This window comes from Prevotella sp. CAG:592 (genome assembly GCF_000436015.1).
Taxonomy (GTDB): Bacteria; Bacteroidota; Bacteroidia; order Bacteroidales; family Bacteroidaceae; genus Prevotella; species Prevotella pectinovora.
The window spans coordinates 11,403-19,161 of record NZ_FR892582.1 but is presented as its reverse complement, the minus strand read 5'-3'; the positions used below and the strand labels follow the sequence as shown (position 1 = coordinate 19,161).

General features: G+C 49.9%; 4 protein-coding genes, 2 tRNA genes and 1 pseudogene. 2 read left to right on the top strand and 5 right to left on the bottom strand.

Going from position 1 to position 7,759, the window contains the following annotated elements; translation table 11 throughout:
* Positions 1-217: 217 nt before the first annotated feature.
* Positions 218-766, bottom strand: a complete 549-nt coding sequence (locus QVO99_RS06460; protein ID WP_022316788.1) for a hypothetical protein — start codon at positions 764-766, stop codon at positions 218-220.
* 204 nt (positions 767-970) lie between these two features.
* Here QVO99_RS06460 and QVO99_RS06455 point away from each other — a divergent pair.
* Positions 971-1,188, top strand: a pseudogene (locus QVO99_RS06455) (prolyl oligopeptidase family serine peptidase); the annotation flags it as partial.
* A gap of 455 nt (positions 1,189-1,643) precedes the next feature.
* Entirely contained in the window at positions 1,644-3,083 is a 1,440-nt protein-coding gene (locus QVO99_RS06450) for an amidophosphoribosyltransferase (RefSeq protein WP_042518675.1), read from the top strand.
* A gap of 223 nt (positions 3,084-3,306) precedes the next feature.
* Here QVO99_RS06450 and QVO99_RS06445 read toward each other — a convergent pair.
* From QVO99_RS06445 to aroC, 4 genes are all read right to left on the bottom strand, one after another.
* Positions 3,307-3,379: transfer RNA gene (locus tag QVO99_RS06445), tRNA-Gly, on the bottom strand.
* Positions 3,380-3,418: 39 nt separating this feature from the next.
* A tRNA-Thr gene (locus QVO99_RS06440) sits at positions 3,419-3,494 on the bottom strand.
* Between the two features lie 90 nt (positions 3,495-3,584).
* Positions 3,585-6,416 (bottom strand): excinuclease ABC subunit UvrA, encoded by a 2,832-nt coding sequence (uvrA, locus tag QVO99_RS06435; protein WP_288177012.1) that lies wholly within the window; start codon positions 6,414-6,416, stop codon positions 3,585-3,587.
* A gap of 344 nt (positions 6,417-6,760) precedes the next feature.
* Positions 6,761-7,759: chorismate synthase (aroC, locus tag QVO99_RS06430; RefSeq protein ID WP_288177011.1), on the bottom strand; the 999-nt coding region annotated here is incomplete at its 5' end.

Genomic DNA, 7,759 nt, shown 5'->3' with positions numbered 1-7,759 from the left:
CGGTTTCAAACCATCCAGACGGTTGAAAATCATCCTGACAGTTTCAAACCATCCAGACAATTGAAAACAACTGTCAGGTAGCTAACTGCCTGTATGCCAATGCGCTATGAAGAAAAACCTGATAATCTGACAGTTTTCGCGTGATTTCAGATGATATGGCAAAATCTTTACATTTGCCGATGTTTTGCCTGAAACGATGCCCTGTGCCCCGTGTTTGTCAGTTCAGCTTCGTCATGTGATAGCCGAGGCGTTTCAGTTCAATCGACATGCCCATGAGATACATCTGGTGGAGGGCAGACACATAACCCTGGAAAGCCTCGGGAGTGCCGGGTTCGAGGTGCTGGTGGTACAGCAGGTTGTATGTGCGTGAGGCACATTCGCCCACGGTCTTTGTCATCATGGCGTGGTCCTCCCCGGCGAGCAGCAGCACTTTCTCGCAGATGTAGTCGTCCATGTGGTCAAAGTCGCGCTGGTCTCTCAGATATTTATACAGGTCGCCAACTTTGCTGTAGAGTTCCCAGTCGGTGTCCCAATATTTCGCTATCGCCATTCCGATGAACATCATCCATCCGAGCGATACGGTGGGGTAGGCGTTGAATTCCCTCATCCCGTCGGGCAGATAGCTCTCGCCGATTTTCTGCCACAGTTCCTCGATGTCGGGAGCCTCAGGCAGACGCTCGTCCACTTTTCCGATGGAGAGCAGGTATTGGTGGAGGTCGGTGTGGAACAGCTGTTCCAGATTCTTGATGTCTTTCTTTAATTCCATATATATATGTGTTTCTTTTTTATGCTTGTGAGTAAGTGTTATACATTTGCTGAGCCAGTTGTCATGGTTAATGCAAAGGTAAGATTATATTTTCAAATATCGGCATTTATTCCGTCGATGTACTATATTTCGGGAATTTTTGAGTAAGTTTGCATTATAAATTTATATGCGAATGAAAACACTATTTATTGCTTCTGCCCTGGCTACGACGACCGTGTGGTTCCGGCCCATTCGTTCNNNNGGTTCCGGCCCATTCGTTCGCTGCCCGTCTGCAGGAGTGTCAGGCAGGCAAGGCCCCTGTCCTGATCCGTATCGACAGCAAGGCAGGCCATGGCGGCGGCAAACCATTGTCTAAGGTGATGGAAGAGACAGCCGACATCTACGGCTTCATAATGTATAACATGGGAATGAAGATGAAATAATGGCAGATTTCGGTTTGTGCCCTAATGAGCGATTTGGGTTGAATGAAAGTCCTGCTGACCGATTGGGGGATAAAAAAGCAGCAAGAGAGGAAACAGATTCCAGCCCTTGCTGCCAGTGTATTGTTTGGGGTTATCCCTCGATTCGGGATAAATACGGTTATTGTTCTTCAGTTTCCTTCGGCAGCCGACGAGGCGTTCGCACTCATGGGTGCAGACACGGCGATGATGATGACGATAATACACGTAGTAAAAGATTTTTCATTTTGTTTCCGATTATAGTCTCAGAAGTCTAAGGTCATGATTGTATTCGCTTCTTCGACATTTTTAGTGTTTCCTTTTGCAAAGATACAAATTTATAACATGTCTTCAAATAAAAAATGACATTCGGATGAATGAATAATGAAGATTTCATTACCTTTGCAGACGGAAACAAAATAACAAACAAATATATTTATATGGGAGGTATCTTCGGAACAATTTCAAAGAAAAGCTGTGTGGCAGACCTGTTTTATGGCACCGACTACAACTCTCACCTCGGTACACGCCGTGGTGGTATGGCAACATTTTGCAAGGAAAAGGGCTTCGTGCGCTCTATCCATAATCTCGAAAGCTCTTATTTCCGCACCAAGTTTGAGCCTACTCTCGACCGCTTCGAGGGGGCTACATCGGGAATCGGCGTAATCAGCGACACCGACGCACAGCCGCTGATAATGAATTCTCACTTGGGAAAATTTGCCATCTGCACGGTGGCGAAGATACTCAACAAGGATGAGCTGACAATCGAGATGCTGGAGAAGAACATGCATTTCGCCGAGATGTCGTCGGGCAGCACAAACCCTACGGAGCTCGTGGCGCTGCTCATCATCCAGGGCAAGACCTTCAAGGAGGGTATAGAGAACGTGTATCGGCACATCAAGGGATCGTGCACGATGCTTCTGCTCACCGACCACGGCATCATCTGCGCCCGCGACAGCTGGGGACGCACTCCGATAATCATCGGAAAGAAGGATGGGGCATATGCGGCATCGAGCGAATCAACCTCGTTCCCTAACCTTGATTTCGATACAGTATATAATGTAGGACCGGGAGAGATAGTGAAGCTCACCGCCGACGGAATGGAGCAGATAAGGAAACCGAACAAGAAGATGCAGGTGTGCTCGTTTCTGTGGGTGTATTACGGATTCCCCACATCTACATACGAGGGAAAGAACGTGGAGCAGGCGCGTTTCGACAATGGCTTCAACATGGCGAAGACAGACCCCGTGGAGGTGGACTGCTGCAGCGGTATTCCAGACTCTGGAACGGGAATGGCGATGGGATATGCGGCTGGCAAGAACGTGCCTTATCAGCGCTGCATAGCAAAATACACTCCTACATGGCCACGCTCCTTCACTCCGTCAAACCAGAGCATGCGTTCTCTCGTGGCAAAGATGAAGCTTATCCCAAACAAGGCGATGCTGCAGGGCAAGAAGGTGCTCTTCTGTGACGACTCCATCGTGCGCGGCACCCAGCTTCGCGATAACGTGAAGGTGCTCTTCGATCAGGCTGGTCTGAAGGAATGCCACATGCGCATTGCCTGTCCGCCGCTCGTATACGGATGTCCGTTCATCAACTTCACGTCATCGAAGAGCGATATGGAGCTTATCACCCGTCGTATGATCCAGAAGTTTGAGGGCGACCCGAACAAGAATCTCGACAAGTATGCCACCACCGACTCTCCGGAGTATAAGCGCATGGTGGACGAGATAGCAAAGGAACTGGGACTCACCACTCTGAAGTTCAATACCATCGAACAGCTCATCGAGGCTATCGGTCTGCCGAAGTGTCAGGTGTGTACCCACTGCTTCGATGGCAGCAGCCAGTTCTCGCTCGAGACATTTGCCGACGAGGATTGATTGCAGCCTCCTTCATGAATTTGATCAGACAAGCGATTGTTTATAACAGCAGAAAAGCGACTCTCTTTCGGAAGTCGCTTTTTTGCTGATTATATATTATTCCCAAACGGTAATCCATAGGGATTTCAGGATTGTAGAAGTACAGCTGTTATAGATACTGTAATACAATACGTTGGAGAAAGAATTAGAAGAATGGAAGTGAGGGGAATGCTATGATGACAAGAGCGATAAACGGGGCTCGAACCCGCGACCCCCAGCTTGGGAAGCTAGTGCTCTACCAACTGAGCTATTATCGCAAATCTTTTCCCATTAGTTTATCTTCTGTTTAATCGCTATGGAGCCGATACCGGGACTCGAACCCGGGACCTACGCATTACGAATGCGTTGCTCTACCAACTGAGCCATATCGGCTGATTAAACACCCGGAACAGGGCACTGTTCCGAACAAGTGGTGCAAAGGTAACAATTATTTTCTGACGAGCAAAATCTTTTGTCGCTTTTCTATTCTTTTTTTGAGTTGTCAAGAACTTTTTTCAGATATTTTCCCGTTATGCTGTTTTCGCATGCAGCCACCTCTTCGGGAGTGCCGCAGCATACGAGCTGTCCGCCCTTGTTTCCGCCGTCGGGACCGAGGTCTATCACGTGGTCGGCATATTTTATCACATCCATGTTGTGTTCTATCACAATGATGCTGTGTCCACGCTTTATCAGCTGGTCAAACGAATTGAGCAGTTTCTTGATGTCGTGGAAGTGCAGACCTGTTGTCGGCTCGTCGAAGATGAACAGTGTGGGGTCAGCCTTTTCCTGTCCGATGAAATAAGCCAGTTTCACTCTCTGGTTCTCTCCGCCGGATAGGGTAGAGGAGTTCTGTCCGAGTTTGATATATCCCAGTCCGACGCTCTCCAGCGGCTTCAGTCTCTTCACGATGTCCTTCTGGTTGTTTTCCGTGAAGAATTCTATTGCTTCATTGACTGTCATGTTGAGGATGTCGTCGATGTTTTTCCCGGCAAATCTCACTTCCAGAATTTCCTTTTTGAAGCGTTTGCCGTGGCAGGCCTCACATTCCAGTTCCAGGTCGGCCATAAACTGCATCTCCACCGTGAGCACTCCCGTTCCCTTGCATTCCTCGCATCTGCCGCCCTCGGCGTTGAACGAGAAGTATTTTGAAGAGAATCCCATCTGCTCAGCCAGCGGCTGTTCGGCGAAGAGCTGGCGGATGGCGTCGTAAGCCTTGGTGTATGTCACGGGGTTCGACCTCGTGCTCTTGCCTATAGGGTTCTGGTCCACCATCTCCACGTGTTTTATCGTCTTTATGTCGCCGAATATCGATGAGTATTCACCCGGCATGTCAGCCACTTCGTCGAGCTGTCGCTTCAGGGCAGGGAAGAGTATGCCCTTGACGAGCGAGGATTTTCCCGATCCGCTCACTCCCGTCACCACCGTCATCACGTTGAGCGGGAATTTCACTTCTATGCCCTGCAGGTTGTTCATTCTCGCTCCCTTTAAGCCTATGAAGAGGTTCCAGCTGCGTCGGTTGGCAGGCACTGGTATGCGCTCCTCGCCGAGCAGATATCTGATGGTGTGGCTTTCGGGATATTTCTTTATCGTGTCGCTTGTTATCTTCTGCGGGTCGCCTTCGAACACCACTCTGCCTCCGAGTCGTCCGGCGTCAGGACCGATGTCGATTAGATGGTCGGCAGAACGTATGATGTCTTCGTCGTGTTCCACCACCACCACCGTGTTTCCCAGCGCCTGCAGGTCTTTCAGCACGCTTATCAGTCTGAAGGTGTCGCGGCTGTGCAGTCCGATGCTTGGTTCGTCGAGGATATACAGCGATCCCACCAGACTGCTTCCGAGCGATGTGGTGAGGTTGATGCGCTGGCTCTCTCCGCCGCTCAGCGTGTTAGACTGTCTGTTCAGCGTGAGGTATCCCAATCCCACTTCCACAAGGAATCCCAGTCTGTTTTTTATCTCTGTGAGCAGTCGTTTGCCCACGGCGGCATCGTGGTCGTTGAGGCTCAGTTCGTCAAACCATTTCTTCAGGTTCTCCACAGGCATGTCCACGAGGTCAGAGATGCTCATTCCCTGTATCTTCACGTAGTTTGCCTCCTTTTTCAGTCTTCTGCCGTGGCATTCCGGACATACCGTTCTGCCGCGGTATCTGCTGAGCATCACGCGGTATTGTATCTTGTATTGGTTTTCTTTCAGCATCTGGAAGAAGTCGTTGATGCTCACCCTGTCGTATTTGTCTCTGCTTTTGTCGGATGGCAGACCGTGCCACAGCCAGTCTTTGTGCTTCTGCGACAGTTTGTAGTATGGTTCGAAGATCGGGAACTTGTCTGTTGCCGCTCTTCTGATGAATTCCTTTTTCCATTCGCCCATTTTCTCTCCGTGCCAGCATTGCACGCATCCGTCGTATACGCTGAGCGATGAGTCTGGAATCACGAGTTTTTCGTCGATGCCGATCACCATTCCGAATCCCTCACACATAGGGCAAGCTCCGATGGGGGAGTGGAAAGAGAACATGCCGTCGCTCGGCTCTTCGAATGTCATGCCGTCGGCTTCGAAGCGAGTTGAGAAATCATATACTATGTTTGCCGGCATGATGGCGATTCGGCATGCCCCGTCGCCCTCGTAGAAAGCCGTCTCCACTGAGTCGGTGAGTCTCGACAGCGTGTCGTTGTCGCTTTCCCACGCTATGCGGTCTACCACTGTCCAGATGTTCTCGTCCTTTATGTTCTCGTCCAGTTTGTCATCGTTGAGCAGGTCGTCGATACGCTGGAAGTCGCCTTTCACGAACACTCGTGTGTATCCCTGCTGCATGATCATCGTGAGCTGTTGCGAGAGAGTGCGGTCGGCGATTCTCACCACCGGTGAGAGCACCACGAAGCGCGTGCCTTCAGAGAAGGTCTTCACCTTGTTTATCACGTCCTCCACGGTGTGTCGTTTCACCTCGTTGCCGCTTATCGGCGAGAAGGTGTGTCCGATGCGTGCGAAGAGCAGCCGCAGATATTCATAAATCTCCGTGCTTGTGCCCACTGTGGAACGAGAGTTTTTGGAAATCACTTTCTGTTCTATGGCTATTGCCGGTGGCAGTCCCTTTATGTAGTCGCATTTCGGTTTGCTCATCCTTCCGAGAAACTGTCTGGCATATGCCGAGAGGCTCTCCACATATCGTCTGTGGCCTTCGGCATACAGTGTGTCGAAAGCCAGTGATGACTTGCCGGAGCCGGAGACACCGGAAATCACGATAAACTTGTTTCTTGGGATTTCCAATGATACATTCTTCAGGTTGTTCACCTGTGCGTTCTTTATATAGATGTTGCCACTCATTATCCTTGTTGTGTATAGTAAGATTGTGATTTCCTGCAAAAATAACTCTATTTCTTGATATGACAAAGTGTTTGCGTGTTTTAACTCCAATTTTCGGCAAGAGGGAGTGCAGGCTGCCGTTTGGTAGGATTGATGGTTTTGCGGATGATGGATGTTGTTTGGAATGGACAAAAGCATAAAAAGAGGGCGATCAATTGACCGCCCTCAACCAACACAAAAACTAAACTAGACTTAATTAGACAATCGGTACTTTCACAAGCACCCGCTTGTCGATTGCAAATATACTGCAAATATTTGAATGCCAAAACAATAATGGCTGTTTTTTTTATCAGAATAGTTAAAAATTATAATTTTGTTGTTTTATTATACAAAAATTGGTCTAAAATCACCATTGCCGCCATTGATTCCACTATCGGAACCGCTCTTGGCAACACGCAAGCGTCGTGTCTGCCGCTTGCCTTGAAGGTGGTAGGATTGCCGTCTTTGTCGATGGTTTCCTGTTTCTGAAGCAGTGTGGCTACAGGTTTGAACGCCACCCGGAAGAATATGTCGTTGCCGTTGGAAATTCCGCCCTGTATACCTCCGCTGTTGTTAGACCGCGTCTTTATCTTTTCGTCTTCGGGATAGAAGATGTCGTTCATCTCGCTGCCGCGATGCGTCACTCCCTCGAATCCCGATCCGAACTCAATTCCCTTCACGGCGTTGATGCCGAGCATGGCATATCCGAGCATGGCGTTGAGCTTGTCGAACTCCGGTTCGCCGATGCCTATCGGACAATTCCTTATCACACACGTCACTGTGCCTCCGATGGTGTCGCCACAGCTCTTCACTTCGGCGATGAGGCTCTCCATGAGTTTCGCCTTCTCTGCGTCGGGACATCTCACGATGTTGCTCTCCACCTGTGTCAGGTCATACCTGGTGTAGTCGTTGTCGAGGGCAATGCTGCCCACCTGCGATGTGTATGCCACAACTTCCACTCCGATCTTCTTCAGGGCCAGTTTTGCCAATGCTCCTCCCACACATCTGCTTATGGTGATGCGTGCCGATGATCTGCCGCCGCCGCGATAGTCTCTTATGCCATACTTGTTATAATAGGTGAAGTCGGCATGCGATGGTCTGAACAGGTCGCGCATGTTGTCGTAGTCGGCGGAATGCTGGTTGGTGTTTCTCACGATGAAACCAATAGGGCATCCCGTAGACTTTCCCTCGAACGTGCCGCTCAGAATTTCCACTCTGTCGGCTTCGTTCCTGCTTGTTGTCACGCTGCTCTGTCCGGGCCGGCGCCTGTCGAGCTCGCTTTGGATGAAGTCGATGTCGATGTCGATGCCGGCAGGCAGACCGTC